General features: G+C 68.1%; 18 protein-coding genes. 4 read left to right on the top strand and 14 right to left on the bottom strand.

Annotated features, from left to right (window positions below):
• The first annotated feature begins 9 nt into the window (after window positions 1-9).
• Window positions 10-357 carry a hypothetical protein gene (locus ACQPWU_RS41330; protein WP_360700592.1) on the top strand — a complete coding sequence of 116 codons (348 nt, stop codon included), beginning with the start codon at window positions 10-12 and terminating at the stop codon, window positions 355-357.
• Here the strand turns inward: ACQPWU_RS41330 and pgeF are convergent.
• Window positions 354-1061 (bottom strand): peptidoglycan editing factor PgeF, encoded by a 708-nt coding sequence (gene pgeF, locus ACQPWU_RS41335; RefSeq protein ID WP_433431120.1) that lies wholly within the window; start codon window positions 1059-1061, stop codon window positions 354-356. The two genes, ACQPWU_RS41330 and pgeF, sit on opposite strands and share 4 nt — an antisense overlap.
• A 223-nt stretch (window positions 1062-1284) precedes the next feature.
• On the opposite strand from pgeF, the gene ACQPWU_RS41340 reads away from it, so the two are divergent.
• The gene (locus tag ACQPWU_RS41340) at window positions 1285-3045 is read left to right on the top strand and encodes a BTAD domain-containing putative transcriptional regulator (protein ID WP_433431121.1); all 1761 of its coding nucleotides are present in this window, start codon (window positions 1285-1287) and stop codon (window positions 3043-3045) included.
• Here the strand turns inward: ACQPWU_RS41340 and ACQPWU_RS41345 are convergent.
• From ACQPWU_RS41345 to ACQPWU_RS41405, 13 genes are all read right to left on the bottom strand, one after another.
• On the bottom strand, window positions 3022-3591 hold the full coding sequence (locus tag ACQPWU_RS41345; RefSeq protein WP_433431122.1) for a GAF domain-containing protein: 570 nt from the start codon (window positions 3589-3591) through the stop codon (window positions 3022-3024). The genes ACQPWU_RS41340 and ACQPWU_RS41345 overlap by 24 nt on opposite strands.
• A complete protein-coding gene (locus ACQPWU_RS41350; protein WP_433431123.1) occupies window positions 3588-4397 on the bottom strand; it encodes a S8 family peptidase in 810 nt (269 codons plus the stop codon). The genes ACQPWU_RS41345 and ACQPWU_RS41350 overlap by 4 nt, the downstream gene beginning before the upstream one ends.
• Window positions 4397-7210, bottom strand: coding sequence for an adenylate/guanylate cyclase domain-containing protein (locus tag ACQPWU_RS41355; protein WP_433431124.1), 2814 nt, complete (start codon window positions 7208-7210; stop codon window positions 4397-4399). Before ACQPWU_RS41355 ends, ACQPWU_RS41350 begins: the two co-directional genes overlap by 1 nt.
• Window positions 7211-7293: 83 nt before the next feature.
• Entirely contained in the window at window positions 7294-7482 is a 189-nt protein-coding gene (locus tag ACQPWU_RS41360) for an aroma-sacti cluster domain-containing protein (protein WP_433431125.1), read from the bottom strand.
• Window positions 7483-7486: 4 nt separating this feature from the next.
• On the bottom strand, window positions 7487-8491 hold the full coding sequence (locus tag ACQPWU_RS41365) for a radical SAM/SPASM domain-containing protein (RefSeq protein ID WP_433431126.1): 1005 nt from the start codon (window positions 8489-8491) through the stop codon (window positions 7487-7489).
• Window positions 8492-8506: 15 nt separating this feature from the next.
• Window positions 8507-9685, bottom strand: coding sequence for a glycosyltransferase (locus tag ACQPWU_RS41370; protein ID WP_433431127.1), 1179 nt, complete (start codon window positions 9683-9685; stop codon window positions 8507-8509).
• Window positions 9661-11784: a prolyl oligopeptidase family serine peptidase gene (locus ACQPWU_RS41375; RefSeq protein ID WP_433431128.1), complete on the bottom strand. Its 2124-nt coding sequence runs from the start codon at window positions 11782-11784 to the stop codon at window positions 9661-9663. The genes ACQPWU_RS41370 and ACQPWU_RS41375 overlap by 25 nt, the downstream gene beginning before the upstream one ends.
• A gap of 3 nt (window positions 11785-11787) precedes the next feature.
• On the bottom strand, window positions 11788-12981 hold the full coding sequence (locus ACQPWU_RS41380) for a radical SAM protein (protein WP_433431129.1): 1194 nt from the start codon (window positions 12979-12981) through the stop codon (window positions 11788-11790).
• Between the two features lie 136 nt (window positions 12982-13117).
• Window positions 13118-13372 (bottom strand): aroma-sacti cluster domain-containing protein, encoded by a 255-nt coding sequence (locus tag ACQPWU_RS41385; protein WP_433431130.1) that lies wholly within the window; start codon window positions 13370-13372, stop codon window positions 13118-13120.
• A gap of 91 nt (window positions 13373-13463) precedes the next feature.
• Window positions 13464-14972, bottom strand: coding sequence for an MFS transporter (locus tag ACQPWU_RS41390; RefSeq protein WP_433431131.1), 1509 nt, complete (start codon window positions 14970-14972; stop codon window positions 13464-13466).
• A gap of 21 nt (window positions 14973-14993) precedes the next feature.
• Window positions 14994-15266, bottom strand: a complete 273-nt coding sequence (locus ACQPWU_RS41395) for a response regulator transcription factor (protein ID WP_433431132.1) — start codon at window positions 15264-15266, stop codon at window positions 14994-14996.
• Between the two features lie 22 nt (window positions 15267-15288).
• Complete coding sequence (locus ACQPWU_RS41400) at window positions 15289-16005, bottom strand: iron-containing redox enzyme family protein (RefSeq protein ID WP_433431133.1); 717 nt, start codon at window positions 16003-16005, stop codon at window positions 15289-15291.
• On the bottom strand, window positions 16002-16958 hold the full coding sequence (locus tag ACQPWU_RS41405; RefSeq protein WP_433431134.1) for a hypothetical protein: 957 nt from the start codon (window positions 16956-16958) through the stop codon (window positions 16002-16004). Before ACQPWU_RS41405 ends, ACQPWU_RS41400 begins: the two co-directional genes overlap by 4 nt.
• Before the next feature lie 139 nt (window positions 16959-17097).
• Here ACQPWU_RS41405 and ACQPWU_RS41410 point away from each other — a divergent pair, with 139 nt between their 5' ends.
• The gene (locus ACQPWU_RS41410) at window positions 17098-17889 is read left to right on the top strand and encodes a hypothetical protein (protein ID WP_433431135.1); all 792 of its coding nucleotides are present in this window, start codon (window positions 17098-17100) and stop codon (window positions 17887-17889) included.
• A gap of 356 nt (window positions 17890-18245) precedes the next feature.
• Window positions 18246-18584 carry a hypothetical protein gene (locus tag ACQPWU_RS41415; RefSeq protein WP_433431136.1) on the top strand — a complete coding sequence of 113 codons (339 nt, stop codon included), beginning with the start codon at window positions 18246-18248 and terminating at the stop codon, window positions 18582-18584.
• Window positions 18585-18589 lie beyond the last annotated feature (5 nt).

Raw genomic sequence — 18589 nt, forward strand, 5'->3', positions numbered from 1 at the left:
TCTCGACTTATGAGCACAGGGGATGAATTAAAGGCGGCCGTGTCCGCACGCCGCGACCTCGGTCCCGAATTCGAGGACGCCGTCGTGGAGTCGTTCCTCGACAAGATGGGCCAGGAGATCGATCGGCGGGTGGACGAGCGCCTGACGCAGGCGGGCCCGAAGGCCGGTCAGGTAGCCGGCCAGGGCCCGCCGGACTCGCATCGGCTCGCCCTGGCGATCGTCTCGCTGGCCCTCGGTACGATCGCCACCGTCCTCCTCGTCATGGCCGGGGATGGCAGGTCATTGGCGGCGATCCCGATCTGGATCGGGATCATCATCGTGAACGGCGTGTTCAACGGCCCTCGGAACAAGGGTTAGATCAGCCAGATGAGGCCTGCGAACCGGCCGCCCGGCTGCTCGCGGCGGTGGGAGTAGAGCTCCGCCGACTCGATCGTGCACCGCGCGTCATGGCGTACGTCCCGCAGCCCCGCCGCCCGGAGCTGGGCCTCGATCCCGGCCCGCAGGTCGAGCGCGGGTGTCTCCCACGACGTCGTGGACCACGTCTCGGGGACGCGCGAGGCCACCTGCTCGCGTAGCTCGGCGGGCACCTCGTAGCAGCGGCCGCACGCGCCGGGCCCGACCAGCGCTACCATGCGCTCGGGCTCCGCGCCCTTGGCCGCCATGGCCGCCACCAGGGCGCTCGCGATGCCGGCCTCGGTGCCCGGGCGGCCGGAGTGTGCGGCGCCCACCATGCGCGCCGCCGGATCGGCCACGAGCACCGCCGGGCAGTCGGCCCCGAGCGAGGCCAGCGCAAGCCCTGGCTCGGTGGTGAACACCCCGTCGAGCGCCGGCGGGTCGTCCCCGAACGGCTCGCTCACGTAGGCGACCTCGGCGCCGTGGACCTGGCGCATGAACACGATGCCGCGCACCCCCAGCTCGGCCGCCACGCCCGCCCGGTTGGCCCGCACGGTTTCCGGATCGTCGCCGACCATCCCCCCGAGGTTGCGCGACCCGTACGGCGGGGCGCTGACCCCTCCGTGGCGATCGGTGATGGCGACACGCACTCCAGGGGCCAGCTGCATGGCTCGATCTTAGGACGCTACCGGGCGGCAAGGATGCGCCGGGCCACGTTGAGGTGCACGGGGTATCCGCGTACGCGCGCGCCGCGAGGCCGGCCCGGCGGATCAGAGCCATGATGAATATCACCACTAACAGGTGTCAGATGCTCCTACCGGCACTAATCCCGCATATGGCAACTCTATGGAAGGAACGGCGCAATGTGATGCAACCTGCGGGGAGACCGTCGTGGACGTGGAGTTCGCCATCCTCGGGCCCCTTGAGGCCCGCCGGGGCGCGGTGCAGCTGGATCTCGGCCCGTTCAAGCGGCGCGCGCTCCTGGCGGCACTGCTCGTCCGGATCAACAATGTAGTTTCGGTTCCCTCGCTCATCGAGGCGGCCTGGGGTGATGCGCCGCCGAGGACCGCACAGAAGAATCTTCAGGTGTATGTCGCGGCATTGCGCAAGGATCTTGGCCTTCGCGACGACCTGCTCTACGTCCCGCCCGGATATCGGCTGCGGTTGCCCGCTCGTCAGCTCGACATGGTCAGCTTCACGGAGTTGGTCAAGTCGGGCAAGCGAGCACTGCGCGGTGGCGACACGCGCACGGCTCGGCGGCTGCTGGGCGACGCGCTGAACCTGTGGCGTGGCGATCCGTTGCCCGATCTGGCGCAAGTCCCGCTGATCGCCGCGGAGGTGGCCCGGCTGACCGACCTGAGGCTGACGGCCTTCGAGGACTGGGTCGAGGCCGAACTCGATCTCGGCCACCATGCGCGGGTCGTGGATGTCCTGACCGAATGGGTGAGGGAGAACCCCTTCAGGGAACGTCTCCGGCGTTGCCAGATGCTCGCCCTGTATCGCTGCGGCCGGCAGACCGAGGCATTAGCCGAGTTCGAAAGTCTCCGGCAGGCACTCACCAGGGAGTTGGGCCTGCGGCCGAGCCCTGTGCTGGAACGCCTCTATCAGGCGATCCTCCGGGGCGACGAGGATCTCTACCCTCCGCACCTGGAGAACGACACGGTCGCTCACATGAGCATGCTGCCGAGGGACCTGGCCGATTTCGCCGGACGCGACCAGCAGATCCTGGACATCCTCGACGCCTTCGAGGAGGAGAAGCTGAATCCCCCCGTCGTACTGTTCGGGCCCGCGGGCAGCGGCAAGACGTCGCTGGCCGTCCATGTCGCACACCGCCTGCGCGCCAGGTTCCCGGACGGCCAGTTGTTCGTCGGGCTCAGGGATGCCTCGGGCGCGGAACGCGGCACTGCCGAGATCGTCGCCGAGGTCCTGCGGCTGACGGGCTTCGGCGTGGATCTTCCGGAGTCGCCCGAGGAACGGCTGGCAACATATCGCGCGTGGCTGGCGGAGCGACGGTTCCTCCTCGTCCTGGACGATGCGGCCGCACCCGCACAGGTTCGCTGCCTGATCCCTGGGACGGGCGACAGCGGCGTCATCGTCACGAGCAGGAGACGTCTGGACGCGGTGGAGTCGGTACACCACGTGCCGGTAGGCGCGTTCGATCAGTCCGAAGCGCTTGAGCTGCTCCGCAAGCTGATCGGGGATCGGAGAATCACGGCCGATCCGGTCGCGGCGCGCCGGCTGCTGGCCGCCGCCGGATGCTCGCCGATGACGATCCGGCTGGCGGGCGCGCGCCTGGCCGCACGGCCCGATCTCAGCCTCTCGGACTTCACCGCCCGATTGGCCGACGACCGGCTTCTGCTCGACGAGCTGACAGTGGGTGATCGTTCGTTACGCGCGTGCGCGGCGAGTCTCGAACGAGACCTGGATCCGTCCACCCATCAGGCGCTGAGAAGACTGGGGGCGTTGCCGGACGAGCAGTTCACGCTCGGCGACGCCGCACCGCTGCTGGGGCCGGACGTGGCGCAAGCGGTGCTGGACACCCTGGAAGAGGCCCAGGTGATCGAGATCGAGTCGCGTGCGGACGCGGTCTATCGCATCCCACGCTGGGTCAGGTTGTTCGCCAGGGAGTCAGCGATGAGGGAGGGTGCCTGACTCCCCCACCAGATCGGTCAGGGCGGAGAGCAGGCGACGTGCCTCCTGTTTCCGCTGCACGTTCGTGTCCTCTCGGATGGCCCGCGAATAGTTCCCGATCACCCGCAGGGCGACCGATGCCTGGTGCGCGAACATCACCAGGAGCTCCAGCTCGGCGATCGCCGCCCGAGCCTGGGGATGCGGGTCCAGCACTTCGAGCACGCCGAGGGCCTCGTCGTCGTGGACCAGCGGGACGGCCATGAGAGACCTGGGCATGTAGGCGGTCGACTCCGCGATGTCCCTGGCGAAGATGTCGTTCCCGGTCAGGTCATCGACGATCATCGCCTGTCTCGAGGAGAGCACCCAGCCCGCGATCCCTTGCGTCGAGGGGAAGCCACGTCCGATGAGGAGCCCCTGGCCTTGACCGGAAACCGCCCGGAAGATCAGTTCGTCACGTTCGGTGTCGTAGAGGAAGATCGAACTGGCCGCCGCACAGTAGATCGCGAGGGCTACGTCGACGATCGACTGAAGCAGAGCATCGTGGTCCGCATCGAACTCGATGTTCATGGTTCTCGCCTCACATTTCTCGCGTTCATGTACAGAGCGTTCTTCACCTGGAAGGGGGTCAGGCGCGGACACCCGCTCAGCACGAGTGCGCACAGCCCGGTGACGTGCGGTGTGGCGAAACTGTTGCCGGTGCACCGCCTGCGCCTGCCCCCCGGCCAGGCCACCTCCACGTTCGAACCATGTGCGAAGAACTCCACGGGAGGGCGCGGATTGTAGATGATCAGATCGGGATCATCCTCGGCATGGCTTCCCACCGAGATCACCGAGGAGAACCGCCACGGATAGCTCTCGACCGGGAGGTTGTGCGCCGACGCCACGATCACAGTCCGGCGGAAGTAGGCGTCGTCGCTCACCTCCCTGAGGTCTTCGGCCAGCTGCCTGCGCGTGGTGGACAGGCTCAGGTTGATGACGTCGAATCCCTGCTCCACGGCCCAGCGCAGACCCGCGACGAACACGTTGCCGCGGCCGGCGAAGCCCGGCCCGAGCACACGGACGCTGTACAGCTCGCATTCCGGCGCGATCTTCCTGATGATGCCCGCGCATGCCGTACCGTGCCCGCAGACGTCTCCGGCCTCCGTCTCCCGCACGACCACCCCGTCATCCTCGGCCAGCACCGCGTACGACCCCTGAATCGGGCCGACCTCCGGATGGTCAGGCTCGATCCCGCTGTCGAGCACGCAGACCCGAACCCCGCGGCCTGTCGCTTCGGCGAGGTCCGGCGCGCGGGGCCACCAGCTCGTGGTGACGTCGAGGGCGTCCGGCCGGTCCGTCAGGCTCCACGTCAGGGCTGGGTCGAGTGCCGGCATCACCGCTCCTTGCTCGCGCGCAGGCCGTCGACGATGGCCAGGTCCTCGCGTGCGCCGTGGGCATCGCCTTGAGCGGCACGCACGTGTGCCCGATCCGCCAGGACACGCGCTTGCATGAGCGGTGAGTCGGTGGTGACCGCCAGGTTCCAGGCCTCGTCCGCGAGCGGGCGCTCGACAAGGATCCGAGCCGTGAGGCTCATGAACTCCGCCCGGAGCATGGGCTGAGCGCCCTCGGGATCCGCCAGCCCCTCTCGCGCCAAGGCGTACGCCTGATCCACCTGACCTTGTTCGTACAGCACCCGGGCGAGATCCCGTACGGCGGTGACGCGCAGCTGGGCGTCGGCGAGCGCGGTCGCGGCGTCGAGAGCCCGGCGCAGCAGCTCTTCGGCATCCGCGGCGCGTCCGGCCAAGTGGGCGACCGACGCAGAGAACATCGGCACAAAGGCGGCCGCGTAGGCGTGCCCGAGTTCGGACAAGATCGCCTCGGCGCGGGCGAGCGCTCTCTCCGCCTGGCCGAAGTCGCCGTTCAGGGCGAGCAGGACCGCCAGTGGGCACCCTACGACGGCCTGAACGGTTCTCCGGCCGCGCCCATGCCGAGACAGTAGTTCCTCGCATCGCGCCACCCCGATCGAAGCGGGTTCGGGCCCCAGCCACAGCGAGACCGCGAGCGCGCCGAGCGCCGTCGCCCTTTCCAGCTCCGCATCGGCCTCGATCGCATGGGCGAGCCCGCGTTCCAGCGCGGTCCTCGCCTGTGCGAACCGGCCGTCGGATTGAGCCAGCTGGCCGAGCCGGACCATGGCCCGGGCGAGTCCGAGATCATCGCCCGCCGCCTCGAAGACGGCTGCCGCCTCCAGCGCGCTCACCTCGGGCAAGCCCCCGCCGAGATAGCTCATGTAGATCCTGGCGTGGCAGGCCACCCGTTCGTCTCCCAGCCGCAGCGCACGATGGAGCAGCGGCACGCCTTGAGCGGCATCGCCGAGGGCGATCCTGGCCTCTCCCAGCCGCTCGACCACCAGGGCGTTCTCGTCACCCATGAGTGAATACGCATCCTCCAGGAGGTGGACCGCTCTGGAGAGATCGCCATGGCGCAGTGCCTGTTCGCCTCCGCTCGCCAGGCGCGTGGCCGCCCTGTCGCGCAGCCCCAGCGTGTCGGTGTCCGGACGTGCGAGCTCGCATCGCAGCCGGTAGGCCGTGGCCAGGTGGGTACCGACGGCGGCCGGCTGCTCGCCGGAACGGTCGAGATGGTCCGCCAGGCGCCGATGAAGATCGGCACGAGTGCTTTTGGCGGTCTCCGCATAGACCACCTGCTGGATGAGTGTGCTGGTGAACCTGTAGCGCTCGCCGGCGGCCTCGACGAGTTGCTTGTGCGTGAGCCTGATCAGGAGTTCGTTCGCATCGCTCTCGTACAGAGCCTCCAGTTCGCCCTGGCCGAACTCGCGCCCGATGACGCTCGCGCAGGTGAGGACATGCCGCTCCGCGGAGCGGAGAGCGTCGATCCGCGCGGAAAGGAGCGCACGCAGCGCGGGGGGCACCCGTTCGGGATCCACCCCGTCGCAGATCAGTGCGACCAGCTGTTCGAGATAGAACGGGTTGCCTTCGCATCGGCGCACCACACGTTCGAGCACGTCAGCGTCGTGCGCGGTGGTGTCCAGAAGCGCCGAGGAAAGTCGCTGGCAGTCCGTGGCCGGCAGCGGCCGGAGGACGAGGGACGGCGGCCGGGCCGGAGCATCAGGGCGGGCCGCGCAAAGGAGCATCACCGGAACGTCATCGAGGCGTTCTTCAAGCTGCCGCAGCGGGCCGAGCAACTCGGGACTCGCCCAGTGCAGATCGTCGATCGCCAGCAGCACCGGTACGCCCGCGGCCTTGAGACATGTGGTGATCGCCCACAGCGTCTCTTCCGGAACGGGCCCGAGCGTGCCGTTCCTGAACAGGCCCCGGTGGAGCACATCATGAGCGGGCCCTTCCCGCTCTCCAAGGGCCTGGCGCAACGCGTCGGCGAGAGCGCGCAGTGCCCCACCTTCCCCGTACGGCGCGCAACGTCCCGCGCCGAAGAGCGCACCGCGACGTGTGGCCTTTTCGGCCCAGAATCGCACCAGCCGTGTCTTACCGAGGCCCGCCTCCCCGACCAGCGTGACCCTGTGGCAGGCGTTCAGCTCGATCACCTTGGCGAAGACGGAATCCAGCTCGCGCAGCGCCTGCTCCCTGTCGACGAAGGGTGCGTCGAATCTGCGGTTGAGCGCCGGGTCGTCCTCGCGCACCCCTCGCAATCTCCACACGCGTACCGGCTCCGCCTTGCCCCGCACGGAGACCTCGCCGAGGGGGGTCGTCGCCAGTGCGAGCCCGGTGAGCGCGTGGGCGCCCTCTCCGATCAGGATTCCTCCGGGGGGCGCCTGCTGCTGTAACCGTGCGGCGACGTTCACCACTTCGCCCGTCACCAGCGCCTGGCCGGCTGCGGCGTCGTCCGCCGTGGCCACCTCTCCCGACTCGATCCCCATGCGTACGTTCAGCCGTACGTCCAGCCGCTCGGCCAGGTCGTCGTTGAGCCGGTCGAGGGCGGCGCGCATGGCCAGCGCGGCCCGGGCGGCGCGCAGCGCGTCGTCTTCGTGCACGGTGGGCAGCCCGAAGACGCCCATCACGGCGTCGCCGATGAACTTCTCCACCACTCCGCCGTGAGATTCGAGGCACGCCCGCATGGCCTCGTAGTAGCTGAGCATGACCGCGCGAAGGGACTCCGGATCCAGCCGCTCGCTGAGCGCGGTGGACTCGGTAAGATCACAGAACACCATCGTGACCTGCTTGCGCGCGCCGGACACGCCCCGCTTCTCCAGGCGGTATCCGCACTCGGGACAGAACCGTGCTCTCTCCGGCGCCGTCGCCGCGCAACCCGGACAGCGCATCAGAAGAGCAACCCGCCGATGATGTGGGCCTCGACTTCCGGCTCGGTGTCGAGGAGCCGCTCGTTGATCGAGATCAGCATCGCCACCTCCGCCGGGCTCAGCCCGGCGACGATCGCTCGCTGCTCCTCGCTGATGGCCTGCAGGTCCAGACCCGCCTCGGCCAGCTCACGCACTGGATCAAACGCCATGGGTCTACCTCCCGAGCATGACAAGATCTGCGAAACGGGCTTCGCCGTACCGGCGCATGAAGCCCGCGGGGCCCGCGCTCAGCTGCGCGTGGATGACCTGCTGTTCCAGGTAGGCGATCGCGGGCGAAGCGGGTGCTTCCTGCTCGGTGCCGAGCAGGCGGCAGGTCCCGCAGTACCCGCCGTCGGAGCGGCCGGAAGCCCACTGAGGTCCCCCGGTGCGGATGGCGCGGAGCAGGGGTGACGTCCGGCAGCGCGTACGGATCGACCGCCAGCTGTCGCTGGAGACGTGGCCGAGACGCAGGTGACCGGGAATCGGTCGATGATCGAGGACATCCTGGTTGCAGCAGGCGGCGATGGTCCCGTCCGCGGATACCGTCGGCCACGCGGCCATCGTGCAGGGGCGGGGCCGGTCAGAGGAGACCCGTTCGTCCGCGGTCGCCCACGCACGTGCGCGGCCGGCCGCGCGGACGCGTCCCACCAGGATGGGGACCCCGTCGCGGAACTCCCTCCTGATCGTCTCGATGACCTCCGTGAGGTACGGATCGTCGGGGCCGGAGCCCACGACGTGGAAGCTGACCGCCACCCCCCGCTCAGCGAGCACGTGGACGAGCCGGAACACGTTCTCCCGGGGAACCTCCCGCTGATGGAAGACGTCCAGGCTCACCGAGACGTGGGCGACGTCATCGAGAGCGGGAGGAACGCGCGGCGCGAAGAACCCGCCCGTGAGCACCATCGTCCGCGTGCCCAGGCTGCGTGCGGCCGAGGCGATGGAACTGACCAGCCGGGGGCGCAGCATGGGTTCGCCACCGGTGAGCATGATCAGTTCGGGGCGATCTTCGGGCTCGATCGTCTCGACGAAGCCGGAGAACCACTCCGCAGGGTGCTCTTCACTGGACAACAGCGAACTCGTCGAGCAATGAGCACAGGTCAGGGGGCACCTGCGGGTGATCGCCATCAGCAGAGCGGCGGCCGGCACCGGTCGTAGCGCGAGAATGTCCGCCAGATGCATGCCAATCCTCCATGACTACCGCTGGTCGGCCGGGACGGGTGAAGGAGATGAGCACTGCGCGAGCACGATCTGCGCGGCCGCTCGTGCGCCGGCCAACGCCCGCAGTCGTGAGCCGAGCCCGCGTGCGTGACGGGCGAGCTCCGGGTCGGCGAGAGCGTCCGACAGCACCTCGACGGCCTGACCAGGATGATCAGGGAATCGGACCGCCACGCCGGCCCGGCGGCACGCCGCGGCGAGAACGGGTTGTTCGGACCCGTTCGGCGCGACCACAAGTGGGCGGCCGTGCCGGAGTGCGGCCAGAACCGGGGCAGAGGTGGCGTTGGTGAGCACCAGACTCGCCAGCGCGATCAGGGGATCCATCCAGGGCTTGCGCACGACGAGCAGGTCACCGGCGGGCGCCGGATCGGGATCGCCCGATCTGCCCCGCTCGACGACGGCCTGGAAAGGGCTGCGGGTGAAAGCGGCGTTCAGCCGCGGCCACATGCTGTCCCCCCCGAACGTCCGGCCGAGGTGCACATAGACGACCGGCTTTCCGATGCGCCTCGTCTCTTGTTCGATCAGTGCCACGCTGCCGGGATCGGGCGGGGGCTCCCACGCGCACGGCCCCACGTGGACGGCCTCCTTGGGCAGTTCCGCGCCGGGCGGTTCCAGCGCGGGATGTCCCCGAAGCAGGAATGCCGACCCCAGTAAGGGCTGCTCGGGATGTCGATCTCGGCGCGGAGCCAGGCCCGTCCGGGAGCGGATCTCGTCGTAGAGCGCGCGCACTTCACGGATTCGCCAGTCGCGTTCGGCGGTGTCGCCCTCGCCTGGTCCGCCGCCGCGATACGGCCACAGCCATGCGCTGAGGCCCAGCACGACGGCGGGGATGTCCAGCCTTTCGGCCGCGAGCAGGGCACCATGGCACAGGATGGACGTGAGCAGCACGTCCGCGCCGAGATCACGAGCCGCGTCCATGACAGCGGTGTACTGGGCCGGGCCTTCGGCGACCCAGTGCCAGGAGCCGACCGAGAGGACCAAGGGGGGGCCGTACTCCTCGACGTTCAGCGCGAGCAGGCCGGCGAGCGTGACCGTGGCCACCGCTCCGGGGCTGCAGAGGACCGCGACCAGGTGACCTCGTGCACGCAGTTCTCGTCCGATCGCCAACGTGGAGTACAGGTAGCCGGGGTTGCTCAAGGGGCAGAGGAGCACGCGCATCGATCCCCCTCCGGGCACAGGCCGAGATAGTGGCCACAGAACGCGAGAACGTCGGTGTGCAGCCCGACGAGCCGGGAGGTCGCCCGGCCGCCGTGCCCGACGTGGTGCTCGACGCGCAGCACCACGGGGCCCGTGCCTGTGGAGGCGTACTGCAGTGCCGCGGTGAATTTGCGGGCATGGGCCGGGTCGACCCGGCTGTCGCCCTCGAACGCACCCACCAGGACCGGCGGATAGGCAGCTCTCTCCCGCACGTTGTGGTAGGGGGAATAGGCGAGCAGGGCGGAGAAGTCGTCAGGGTCGTCCGCCGTGCCGAACTCCGAGCGCCAGCTGGGCCCCATGCCGCTTCGTTCGTATCGCACCATGTCGGTGAGCGGGGCCAGGCATACGGCTGCCGCGTATTTCTCCGGATGTTGCGTCACGGCGGCGGCGACCAGGAGTCCGCCGTTGGAGTTGCCGACGATGCCCAGCCGGCGATGGGTGGTCCACCCCTGCCGGATCAAATGATCGGTGACCGCGTCGAAATCGTCGAAGACTCGCTGCTTGTTCCGCCCCATGCCGGCGCGATGCCACCAGGCGCCCTCCTCGCCACCGCCACGCAGGCAGGAGATCGCGAAGACGCCCCCCGCGCGGACCCAGGCGAGGACGTCGGGGCTGTAGACCGGGCTCATCGACGCGCCGAACCCGCCGTACCCGGTGAGGATGGCCGGACGTGGCCGATCCGGTGTCCCCGTCGGCGAGATGATGAAGACGCGGATCGGCGTGCCGTCATGTGAAGTGGCGGTCTCCACGGTGACCCGGACCTCGCCGTGGTCATCATCCCGGGGAGAGGTGCCGGGGAACCAGGTCCGCAGCCGCTCGTCCAGGGCGTCGAAATGCAGAACCGTCCGGGGGGTGGTGTGGTCGGAGTACGAGAACCAGGCCTCATGACCGGGAGCGGGAGGCGTGTGAAAGGGTCCGGCGCTGCCGTTTCCCGGTAACTTCACCTGCCCCAGCTCACGACCGTCGCGTAGGTCATGGAGCGTGATCTCGGAGACGGCGTGACGGGACCACGAGACGAGCGCGACAGGATGGGGAAGCCTGTCATCCGTGAGCGGGACGAAATCCTGCAGCACCGCGTCGCGGCGTTCTGGAATGATCGTTCTCCACGTTGCCTGCCCAGGATCGCCCGGGGTGGTCGAGACCACCCTTCCCCGGGGCGCCGCCAGTGTCGTGCGCAACCACATCGTGTCGCCGCCCGACGTTCCGGGGACGATCCTGGTGTGGGTCCGCGCGGCGTCGCCGACCTGAACGGGCCTCAGCGCCGGGCGGGCGGGGTCGCTCAGCCACAGGTCGGCCAGCCATAGGTCATTGTGTGGCGACGTGCCCGCGGCGGCCGAGACGGTGAGCCATCGGCCGTCCGGGGTAACGGCCGCGGTGTAGAACTGCGCGGCCGCCCGGCCGGCACCGAAGATCAGGACATCCTCCGTCGCGTCGGTGCCGAGCCTGTGCAGGTAGATCCGTCGGTGGTACAACTCCTCGCCCGGATGCAGCTCGGGAGGCATCCGCCGCACGTAGTAGAAGGACGCGCCCCCGGGCAACCAGGCGACGGACGTGCGGCGTACCCGGTCGATCGGCCCGTCCACGACGGTTCCCGTGGCCACGTCCCGTACGAGCAGGACACAGTTCTCGGTACCTTGGGAGGAGAGTTGATACGCCATCAACTCTCCTTCCAGGGAGGGATTCCAGGCCTCCAGGACGGTGTCACCGGTCGGGTCGATCTCCAGCGGATCGACGAGCACTCGGTCGGCCCCGCCCTCGGAGACGTAAAGAGTGGCGTGTTCGGAATTCTTCGTCATTCGGGTGGAGAAGGTCCGGGGCCCGCGAAGTGCCGGCGCGGAGGTGGAGTCGTTGCCTGCCAGCTCGGCCAGCAGGCTGGACCACTCCGTACGGTGGGACCACTGTTCACGGCACCGGAGATAGAGTTCTCGCTGTCCGGTCTGCCAATTCCGGGTGCGATTGTCGAGCGCGTCCTCGAGCCATCGATAGGGGTCGGCCACGGCCATTCCATGTAATAGGTCCCGCTGGTTGGACCGGGGGGCGCTTGGATACCGCACCGGCATCTCCTAGAGGCGTCCCAGGGCGGCCAGATCGTCCAGAAGAGCGGCGTCGACGGCGTCGTGAAAGCGATTCCATGAATCCGTGTCGGCGAAGTTGAGGAAATCTTCCTCGCAGGTCGTCCAGCGCGGTGCCGCGATGTCATCCGGCTGGTAACCGTCGAAGACCGTGCCGACCTGCCACTCTGGCTTGCCCGCGGTCTCCCAGCAACTGGACAGGCTGCCGTCGGCACTGACCACGGCGCCGTACCTGCCGCCCGTGAAGGAGCAGGCCGGGCATGGCACGACTTCGCGCGGGCGGCCCACCCGGAAACCGCGGGCCAGCGCGCTGCGGTTCCAGTCGATGAACTGCCGCAGCAGCCGTTCTGAGGCGGAAACGTCGTTGTGATATCCGATTCCGACGTCTCCCACGATCTTGAAATATATTCCACACCGAGCGGTGGTGAGGCGCTCTGCCAGGCGTTCTATCAGCCGGTCGATTCCGGGGAGATTCTCCGCGGTCACGTTGACCCGGAGCGAGAAAACAATCTCCGTCTCGTCCTGGACCTCGCGGATGTTCCGCACGATGTCGTCGAAGGTGCCTCCTCCGGTCCGCTTCACCCGGGTCGCGTCATGGTCCGGCTGGTCGCCGTCGAGGGTGATCTGGATGCCGCGCAGCCCGAGCTCGGACAGCCGCTTCAGCGGAACGCTGTTCAGCAGCGTTCCGTTCGAGATCATGTCGGCATAGCGCAGTCCGAGAGGCGCGGCCGCTTCCAGGAGCTCCGCGCACCCGCGGGGATTCAGCAAGGGCTCTCCGCCGAACAGCGTGACACAGAGGCCGCTCAGCCCTGCCTCGGCCATCCGGTCGCGCGTGAACCCGATGATCTTCTTGATGGTGGCCGAGCTCAGCCGGGTGTAGGCGATGCGCGGCGGGGCGGTGCCGCCCGACTCATCCTGTCCCAGATTCTGAAAACAATAGGAACAACCCAGGTTGCAGTGAGTGGTGGTCAACACCGTCAGGCTGTAGTTCTTCCGGGTGGGCGGCTTGAGCAGTCCCTGCGAGCCGAGCCATTGGATCGTCTCCGCCGTCGGCGCGCCATCGTGGTCGACGTGCCAGGGATACAGTTTGGCGACCCCGTTGCCGGGGCCGAGGAACCACCAGTTGCGCTCGCCGCGAAGCACACGAGGTCGCGTTTCCTCGTCACGGTGGCGTCCTTCGAACATCTGAGCACCTCCTGGGCCTTTCGATGAGCAAGGGGCGGCTTCCGCGGCCGCATGGACCGCGGAAGCCGCCGTGGAACGGGAGTGACCGCCTCGGGGTCCGGTCTCCTGCGCGGACCCCACCACGAAAACGCGGCGGCTAGGCCTCGATCGGGCCGTCCGTCGAGCCGAAATGGCCGCAGCTGAAGCCGGCCAGGCACGGAGTGTCCTCGTTGCCCTCTTCCGAGTGGGCCAGGACTTCCGGCCTCATGGCCGCCTTGATTCGCGCGTCGAGCGAGCCGAGGAACTGTACCTCGCTCTCACTCAGCTCGCTCAGAACACCGATCGCCGCCGGGGAGGTTTTCGCGGTGACGACGCCGGCCGCGCGGAGCGCCTCGAGTGCGTTGAAAGTCATGATGCGCCTTTCCTTTCGATCCTGGGGGGCTAGGTGATTTCATAATGCGGGGGGCCGGCCAGGCGGACAACCCTACGATCGTATGCCTAATTCAGTCGCCCTTCTCGCGCGCTTTTCTTTCGCCTTCCGCACGCACTTGGGACGCATTGTGGGCCATCACGTCAGAAGCCAGTGCGGTTTTGATCCGGGAGTTCAGCGACGTGAGGAAACCTATTTCCTCCGCGCTCAGCGTGCGGAACGCGGAGACCGCCTCCGGGGTGGTATCCGTCACGATGATCCCGAGTTCGTGTAGGCGATGTATGGCGTCGAGGTCCAGACGTTTTCGATCCTTCTCGTCGCCCGGCGGGGATTCGTCGGCTTGGTCTTCCGGGCCGCGTAGATTCCGCAGGGCCGTACTCGTCGACGCGACAGCGGTAATCGCCAGGAGCGATACGCCGCACACTATTAAGGCGCCACCGCCTCCCAAGGTGCCCGCCAGGAAGCCGCCGATAACAGGCCCGAGCGGAGAGAACCCTTGGAAGGTCAGGGCCACCATCGACATCATCCGCCCCATCATGGTGCTCGGGACGAGCTGCCCCATGAGGGCCATGAGCGCCACGTTCAAGGCCGGGGAGGCAAGACACGAGGCGATGATGGGAACAATCGGCCACTGCGTGCCGAGCGGGAGCGGAATGAGGCAGTACGAGCCGCCCATCAGGAAGCAGACCAGCAGGAGGAGTTTTCCCGGAGGCAACACTTTGCTCAGCCGGGTGGACAGGAGGGAGCCCACGAGTCCACCCACCCCGGCGCCGGCCATGATGATCCCCGTGTCGAGCGACGCTCCTCCGCGTTCGCCGACGAGCACCATGACCGGGATCCAGATGGCGTTGACGAGCGGATTCATGAAGAGCGCCACACCGATGACGGCCCGCAGACCGCGCTGGGCGAAGAGCCAGCTGAACGCCTCGATGAACGCGTCCTTCATGCTCGTGGATCCGGCGGCCTGTTTTCGCCCGGACTCGGCCGGCCGGCGCGGCACCTTCGCCACGACGTAGCAGAACATGGAGACCACCGAGGTGAGCATCTGAAAGACGAACGGCGCCGCACGACTGAGCGAGTAGAGCAGGCCACCCAACGGCGGCCCGCCGAGTTGAATGCCATATGCCCGCGCCTGGTTCTGCGCGTAGGCCGCCGCCAGTTGTGTTTTCGGCACCAGAGCCTGCAGCGCCGCCGCGTGCGCCGGGGCCTTGAACGTGCCCGCACAGCCGCTGATCGCCGACAGCAGGATCACATTCCACGCGGAGACGGCGTCCAACTGCACGAGTGCCGCGAATGAGCCCCACACCAGTGCCAGCACGGCCTCGGCCCCGATGAGGATCCTTCGCCGATCCATCCGGTCCACCCATACGCCGGCCGGAGCGCTGATGAGAAGTCCCGACACCATGCCGACCGTGGTGGCGGTGCCGGTCAGCACGGGCGATCCGGTGGAAGCGAGGATCAAAAGCGGCAAGGCCAGGCCGACCGCCGAATCTCCCAGAGACGAGACCCCGGCGCCGGCCCAGAGAAACTGAAATCTCCGGTTCCGCCGCAAAGGCCGGTCGCCACCGCTCACCTGATTCATGATCACCTCCGCCAGATTTGTCTAGGGATGCGTTTCCGCCCATGATTTCTGGTGGGCTTGCAGGGCCGCGCGCGGCGGCCAGACGCCTGTTTCCAGAAGTCCGTGCGCATAGGCATAGGCGACCAGCTCGGTCCTGTTCTTGCAGCCGAATCGGGCGAACAGCCTGCAGCAGTGCTCTGCCGCGGTCGGTTTGCTGACGTAGAGGCGCTGCGCGATCCGCTCGGTGGAGAATCCGGTGGCCAGCAGGGTGAGTATGTTGAGGTCCCGGTCCGAAAGAGAAATGCTGGAAGTCATCCGCCCCGTCCACCTGGAGAAGCTAACGATTACTTGTTTTCTCTTCGTTGTGCCGCTGATTCTGAAGTGGCCGGCCAGCGAAGCGGTATCGCACTGGTATGGTTTCGGCTTCTCCGGCGAGGCGGGCGAAGATTTCGGCGCACATCCGCATGCTGTGAAATGCGCTGATGCGCAGAGCCAGGCCGGCCGCGGAGTCCAGAGTGAGCTCATCCAGCAGATGGTCCACGGCTTGTCGGTGCTCGATGTCGGCCTCGGCATGGCAGCGCATGGTGCGGAAGGCGGCCCGGGGGTAGCCGGTCAGCCGTTCGAGATGGGCGATGAGCGTCGCGTTCGGCGGATGACCTTCCATGACCGCGATGTAGCCGAGAAGGCTCACCGGGTGGTGATGAAGCACCCAGTAGTACTGAGGCCCGACCAGCTCGGCGACGAGGGGCGGTGGTGTGACCATGGTCGATTGCCCGATGGCGGCGAGGTCCTCCCTCAGCCACTCGTCGTGGCCCTCCTCTTCGCGCGCGTGTTCGTCGAAATAGTCGGCGAGCCGGGCATGGCCGACGTCGTGGCAGCGATCGCGAGCGGTGGTGAGCAGCGGGACGGTGGCCCGGATGACGGCGTGCATGACCTTCAGGTATTCCGGATAACGCCGCCGCAGATCGTCCGCGCGCCAGAGGCGGGCGCTCTCGGCCAGCAGCGCGGGCGCGGCGAGGGAAATCGTCGCCCGCATCATCCGGCTCGGCGTCATCGCGTGCTCTCCCCGGTGAGCACGGTCAGCGCGGCGATCGATCCTGCGCGGTCCGCCCCCAGCATTCCCGTCAAGCGCCAGCAGAGCTGGCAGATATGCCGGAATTCCCGGTCCTCGAGGTTCGCGAGATGGGCGAGGGGACCTGGGCCATGTGTGCTGATGAACCTGAGGAGCGGGTCCACCTTGAAGGAGTCAAGGGTTGCCCGGAGTTCGGCCGCGTCCCGGGCGTGCCGTCGCAGCGAGGCTGGTCCGCCTCCGGTGATGACGGTCTCGTTGCAGCACGCGGACACTCGCCCGTCGTAGCGGACCACGGGCGCGTCGGCCACTGTGCAGGGTCCGAATGCCCGGCCGGCACGTGGGGGCGTGGCGGTGCGCAGGGCCCGTGCCCGGCCCACGGGGAGGAGGCCGGTTACGTGGATCTCGGCGTGGTCCCGCCAGGAGGCTCCCAAGGCACGGGTGAGCAGCTCCGCCGCCTCGCGGTCTGTCCCTATTGTCTGCAGCACCAGCCAGCAGCCCGCGTCCCTGATCGCCTTGATCGCGGACAGAACCCGGTCGTCGGCCAGCCGTGCGGCGTGAAAGGCGTCGGTCCCGAGCACGACACAGCTCGAGCGGCCGAGCACGCGGCGGATCCATGGCGCGGGGTCTCCCCAGTAGCCGCTGGTGTACAGCACCACGGACTTTCCCGCTTCGACGAGCTTTTCGGTGGCGAAGGTGAGCCCGCGGCGCTCGGTGAACGGCTCGCCACCCGAGATGCCGACGATCTCGAAGCTCTCCACACCGCACAGCACGGAGACGATCTGCTCGAACAGCGGCCAGTCCGAGATCCGTGGTCCGTCCGGGCGCGCGTCCACCGAGCAATGGGCACAGCCGACCGGGCACCGATCCGTGAGGTAGAGCAGCGCCGAAGCCCATCGTCGCCGTCTGGTGGCCTCGATGTACTCGTAAGTGAGCATGCGGCATCCTGTGCTGCGCCGCTTGAGTAGGAGTTCGCTCTCGGTATGGGATCGGTTTGCGGATCATTGACGGTCACCGTCACACGGTGGTTCCTGTCAAGTCGTTGCGTTGATCACAAGCGGTTGCGATGCTCCCTGTGTGCCCCAGAACCGGGTTGCAAGACCGCGGGCGGTCGCTCGCGCGCCGCTGGAGGTGCGGCTCAGCCGCGCGGCGATCGCGGCTTTCGCCGTCTTCCTGATGGGCCGCACGTTCGCGCACTACCTCCAGGACGGCGTCTCCCACCGGCTCCCCGCCCTCATCCTGGCCACGGCGGTCGTCGCGATCTACGTGCTGGCAGCGTGCGCGACGCCGGATCGGCGTCGGCGGCGCTGGCTGATCGGGGCGATAGTGCTCCTGGTCTACGCGCCTCTGCCGCTCTTGGGAGAGTGGTGGGCGGCCTCGGGGGTCTTTCTCGCCGCGGCGGCGCTGGGGCTCCTTTCCAGACCGCACGCCCTGCCGGCGTTCGTTTCGGTGGTTCTCGCGGAGGCGCTCAAGTCGATGCTCCTCGGGGACGATCTCACGGAAGTCATGTCGTGGACGCTGACCGTCGCGGCGGCGGCGGTCCTGCTGGCAGGCCTGACGCATTTCACGGAGACGGCCAGGGTTCTCTACGCGACCCGCGCCGAACTGGTCTCGGTGACGGTCGCGGCGGAGCGGGCCAGGGCAATGCGGGAGTTGGAAGGCATCCTCGGAAGCCGCCTCGACGCCATCGCCACGCAGGGCCACCGGGTCTTCACCGATGCGGACGACGAGAGCGTCAAGGAAGAACTGCGCCGCATGCTCGACATGGCGCGGGAGGCGCAGAGAGAGATGCGAGGGTTCGCGCATCGGGAGCAGCAGAGCGACCAAAAGCGACAAATCGCACTAAATGATAAACGTCATGGAATGTAGGTGATAGTTGTTTCTGGCAGGCCTTACCGAAGATGGTGAATCTGGATCACACAGGCGGTTCAGCCGTGATCTCCAAGGAGAGCGGACCAGCAGGTCCGTTACCTCGCAGTCCTGCCATCGAGGTGACACCATGTCCGACATCCGGTGCTCTCCTCCGAGCCACCTCCCCTGCCGTCAACCCGGAGGGCCCCCGAGCCCTCGACAGGCGGCGGCCTCGCCGGAACCCCGCCGCGAGACACCCGACCAGTTGCCTCTCCGGCGGCCGACCCGGTCGCTCGAGACGTTCCGTTCCACACCCCGGCGGGCACAGATGCCCGCCACTTCGCCCGGAACACCATCTTGGCTGGAGGACTGCGATGACGGTGGAAGCGTTCACCGAGAACACGCTTGACGAGGACACGATCGGCTGGGACCTCGCCCAGCGCAGACGGTTCGGCGAGCTGACCGCCCGGGCATGGTTCGACGACGGCCTCAGGCTCCGCTACGAGCGCGAGCCCGTCTCGGTCCTGACGGAGTTCGGCATCCTGCTCGCCGACGGAGTGAGCGCTCCCGCACTGCCGCCGAAGCCCCGTACCGAGTTGGTGATCGAGAGCTTCGAGGGTCGGAATCCGGCGGTGCTTCCGCCTCCACCCCCGTGCTTGATCAGCTTCTGCTTCTGTCTCGCGGAGCACGCCTCCGGGGCAGACCCCAGCTGACCTTG

It is taken from the genome of Nonomuraea sp. CA-141351 (assembly GCF_050944675.1).
Classification (GTDB): domain Bacteria; phylum Actinomycetota; class Actinomycetes; order Streptosporangiales; family Streptosporangiaceae; genus Nonomuraea.

What these genes read in the sequence shown, in the direction of transcription:
- ACQPWU_RS41385 (WP_433431130.1), bottom strand. Translation starts at nt 13,372, where the DNA reads ATGACTTTCAACGCACTCGAGGCGCTCCGCGCGGCCGGCGTCGTCACC.
- ACQPWU_RS41330 (WP_360700592.1), top strand. Translation starts at nt 10, where the DNA reads ATGAGCACAGGGGATGAATTAAAGGCGGCCGTGTCCGCACGCCGCGAC.
- ACQPWU_RS41375 (WP_433431128.1), bottom strand. Translation starts at nt 11,784, where the DNA reads ATGCCGGTGCGGTATCCAAGCGCCCCCCGGTCCAACCAGCGGGACCTA.
- ACQPWU_RS41370 (WP_433431127.1), bottom strand. Translation starts at nt 9,685, where the DNA reads ATGCGCGTGCTCCTCTGCCCCTTGAGCAACCCCGGCTACCTGTACTCC.
- pgeF (WP_433431120.1), bottom strand. Translation starts at nt 1,061, where the DNA reads ATGCAGCTGGCCCCTGGAGTGCGTGTCGCCATCACCGATCGCCACGGA.
- ACQPWU_RS41405 (WP_433431134.1), bottom strand. Translation starts at nt 16,958, where the DNA reads ATGCTCACTTACGAGTACATCGAGGCCACCAGACGGCGACGATGGGCT.
- ACQPWU_RS41400 (WP_433431133.1), bottom strand. Translation starts at nt 16,005, where the DNA reads ATGACGCCGAGCCGGATGATGCGGGCGACGATTTCCCTCGCCGCGCCC.
- ACQPWU_RS41380 (WP_433431129.1), bottom strand. Translation starts at nt 12,981, where the DNA reads ATGTTCGAAGGACGCCACCGTGACGAGGAAACGCGACCTCGTGTGCTT.
- ACQPWU_RS41365 (WP_433431126.1), bottom strand. Translation starts at nt 8,491, where the DNA reads ATGCATCTGGCGGACATTCTCGCGCTACGACCGGTGCCGGCCGCCGCT.
- ACQPWU_RS41395 (WP_433431132.1), bottom strand. Translation starts at nt 15,266, where the DNA reads ATGACTTCCAGCATTTCTCTTTCGGACCGGGACCTCAACATACTCACC.
- ACQPWU_RS41345 (WP_433431122.1), bottom strand. Translation starts at nt 3,591, where the DNA reads ATGAACATCGAGTTCGATGCGGACCACGATGCTCTGCTTCAGTCGATC.
- ACQPWU_RS41360 (WP_433431125.1), bottom strand. Translation starts at nt 7,482, where the DNA reads ATGGCGTTTGATCCAGTGCGTGAGCTGGCCGAGGCGGGTCTGGACCTG.
- ACQPWU_RS41415 (WP_433431136.1), top strand. Translation starts at nt 18,246, where the DNA reads ATGACGGTGGAAGCGTTCACCGAGAACACGCTTGACGAGGACACGATC.
- ACQPWU_RS41350 (WP_433431123.1), bottom strand. Translation starts at nt 4,397, where the DNA reads ATGCCGGCACTCGACCCAGCCCTGACGTGGAGCCTGACGGACCGGCCG.
- ACQPWU_RS41390 (WP_433431131.1), bottom strand. Translation starts at nt 14,972, where the DNA reads ATGAATCAGGTGAGCGGTGGCGACCGGCCTTTGCGGCGGAACCGGAGA.